The organism is Protofrankia coriariae (genome assembly GCF_001017755.1).
Lineage (GTDB): Bacteria > Actinomycetota > Actinomycetes > Frankiales > Frankiaceae > Protofrankia > Protofrankia coriariae.
The window spans coordinates 882-3,810 of the sequence record NZ_JWIO01000095.1 but is presented as its reverse complement, the minus strand read 5'-3'; the positions used below and the strand labels follow the sequence as shown (position 1 = coordinate 3,810).

General features: G+C 75.7%; 2 protein-coding genes and 2 pseudogenes (1 of these 4 running past the window's edge). All 4 read left to right on the top strand.

Annotated elements, in window-relative coordinates; translation table 11 throughout:
* Positions 1-554 (top strand): annotated as a pseudogene (locus FrCorBMG51_RS35235) (beta-ketoacyl [acyl carrier protein] synthase domain-containing protein); the annotation flags it as partial.
* Positions 473-1,117, top strand: coding sequence for a polyketide synthase (locus FrCorBMG51_RS34290; RefSeq protein ID WP_275452067.1), 645 nt, complete (start codon positions 473-475; stop codon positions 1,115-1,117). The pseudogene FrCorBMG51_RS35235 and the gene FrCorBMG51_RS34290, both read left to right, overlap by 82 nt.
* Positions 1,118-1,367: 250 nt before the next feature.
* Positions 1,368-2,585, top strand: coding sequence for an acyltransferase domain-containing protein (locus FrCorBMG51_RS34285; RefSeq protein WP_275452066.1), 1,218 nt, complete (start codon positions 1,368-1,370; stop codon positions 2,583-2,585).
* 65 nt (positions 2,586-2,650) lie between these two features.
* A pseudogene (locus FrCorBMG51_RS25920) lies at positions 2,651-2,929 on the top strand (beta-ketoacyl synthase N-terminal-like domain-containing protein) (its annotated part continues 881 nt past the right edge of the window); the annotation flags it as partial.

Below are 2,929 nucleotides of genomic sequence, written 5' to 3'. Positions count from 1 at the left end.
TCGCGGCGGCGGCGGACGGCACCGGCTGGTCGGAGGGCGTGGGCCTGCTTCTGCTCGAGCGGCTCTCGGACGCCCAGCGCGCCGGCCACCGCATCCTCGCCGTCGTCCGCGCCTCCGCCGTCAACCAGGACGGCGCCTCCAACGGACTGACCGCACCCAACGGACCATCCCAGCAGCGCGTCATCCGCGCCGCCCTCGCCGCCGCCGGCCTCACCCCCGCCGACGTCGACGCCGTCGAAGCCCACGGCACCGGCACCACCCTCGGCGACCCCATCGAAGCCCAGGCCCTCATCGCCACCTACGGCCAGAACCGCCCCGCCGACCGGCCGCTCTACATCGGCTCGCTGAAGTCCAACATCGGGCACGCCCAGGCCGCCGCCGGCGTCGCCGGCATCATCAAGACGGTCCACGCCCTCCAGCACGGCGTCCTGCCGAAAACCCTGCACGTGGACGCGCCGTCACCCTACGTGAAGTGGTCGGCGGGTGCGGTGGAACTGCTCACCGAGGCCCGCCCCTGGCCCGATGTCGACCGGCCCCGCCGGGCCGCCGTCTCCGNACCCTCGGCGACCCCATCGAAGCCCAGGCCCTGCTCGCCACCTACGGCCAGCACCGCCCCGCCGACCGGCCCCTGCTGCTCGGCTCGGTCAAGTCCAACATCGGCCACACCCAGGCGGCGGCCGGCGTCGCCGGCATCATCAAGATGGTCCAGGCCATCGAGCACGGCGTCCTGCCCAGGACCCTGCACGTGGACGAGCCGTCACCGTACGTGGACTGGGCTGACGGGGACATCGAACTGCTCACCGAGGCCCGGCCCTGGCCCGAGACGGGCGCGCCCCGCCGGGCGGGGATCTCCTCCTTCGGCGTCAGCGGCACCAACGCCCACGCGATCATCGAACAGGCCCCGGCCGACGACCGCCCGCCGGTACCGTCCCGTCCGGCCGCCGACGGCGAATCCGGCCACCGGCGGCGAACCGGTGACCGACGGCAAGCCGGTCGCGTGGACGCTGTCGGCGAAAACCCCGCAGGCCCTGCGGGCGCAGGCCACCCAGCTGGCGGCCTGGCTACGCGCGGACGAACCGCCGGCCGGCGGCGAACCTGTGACCAACGGCGGGGCTGAGGTGGACGGCGGCCGGGCCGGGGCCGGGGCGGGCGTCGCGGCGGTCGCGGCGGTCGCGGCTGCGCTGCACACCACCCGCGCGACGTTCAGCGAACGCGCGGTCGTCGTCGCCGACGACCGGGACGGCTTCCTGGCCTCCCTCGACGCGCTGGCCCGCGGCGACCTGCCGGTGAACGCGGCCCGGGGCACCGTCACGGCGGACCGCCGGATCGTGTTCGTCTTCCCCGGTCAGGGCTCCCAGTGGCCGGGCATGGCGGCGGGCCTGCTCGACTCCTCCCCGGTGTTCGCCGCGTCGGTCACGGACTGCGCGCGGGCGCTGCGCCCATACGTCGACTGGGATCTGCTCGACGTGCTGCGCGGGGCGCCGGACGCGCCGTCGCTGGAGCGGGTCGACGTGGTCCAGCCCGCGCTGTGGGCGGTCCTCGTCGCACTCGCGGCCCTGTGGCGCGCGCACGGTGTGCATCCGCACGCCGTCGTCGGCCACAGCCAGGGGGAGATCGCCGCCGCCCATGTGGCCGGCGCCCTGTCCCTGGACGACGCCGCCCGGATCATCGCCCTGCGCAGCAGGGCCATCACCACCCTGGCCGGACGCGGCGGCATGGCCTCGATCGCGCTGGCCGCGGACGACATCGAGCCGCACCTGGCCCGGTGGGACGGCCGGCTGTCGATCGCCGCCGTCAACAGCCCCGGGTCGGCGGTGGTCGCCGGTGACACCGACGCCGTGGCGGAGCTGGTCGCGGAGCTGGAGGCCGGCGGCACCCGGGCCCGGATCATCCCGGTCGACTACGCCTCGCACTCGGCGCACGTCGACAGCGTGCGCGAGGTGCTGCTGGCGGACCTGGCGCCGATCACACCGCGGGCGGCCACGATCCCGCTGATCTCCACGGTCACCGGTGAGCGGATCGACACCGCCACTCTCGACGCCGCCTACTGGGTCGCGAACCTGCGCGAGACGGTCCGCTTCGAGCAGGCCACCCGCGCCCTGCTCGACAGCGGCCATGACACGTTCGTCGAGATCAGCCCGCACGCGGTGCTCACCTTCGGCCTGCAGGAGACCGTCGGGGCGGCCGGCGCCACCGGCCCCACCGGTGCCGTGGTCGTCGGGACGCTGCGCCGCGACCAGGGCGGGCTGGACCGTTTCCTGCTGTCCGCCGCCGAGCTGTACGTCCAGGGGGTGCCGGTCGACTGGGCGCCGACGTTCGGCGGCCCGCACNGGCCCGCACCCGCGGGTCGCCCTGCCGACCTACGCCTTCCAGCACCGGCGCTACTGGCTGGACGTCGGACGCTCGTTCGCCGGGGAGCTGTCCGCCACCCGGCCGGCGNCAGGCCGGCGGGCCCGCCGGCGACGACCCGGCCGTGTCTCCGGGCACGGCCTCGGCCCAGGACACAGCCTCGGCCGCTGGTGGGCTTCTGCTGCTGCAACGGCTGGCCGGCCTCGGCGAGGCCGAACGTGACGAGGTGCTGCTGACGGTCGTCCGATCGGAGATCGCGACGGTTCTCGGGCACACCGACGCCGGCGAGGTCCTGCAGACCCGGACGTTCCAGGAGCTGGGGTTCAGTTCCCTGACCGCGGTCGACCTGCGCAACCGGCTGGGCGCGGCGACCGGGCTCGACCTGCCGGCCACGCTCGTCTTCGACCACCCCACCCCCGAGGCCGTCGCCGCCTACCTGCGCGGGGAGCTGGCCCTCGACACCCCGGCGGCGGTACCGGCGACGCCGGCGCACGCGGTCGACCAGTTGGAGGCCGCCTTCGCAGCCTTCGCCGCCGGCGCCGCCACGGAGGCGGACCGGCAGGCCGCGCTCACCCGCCTG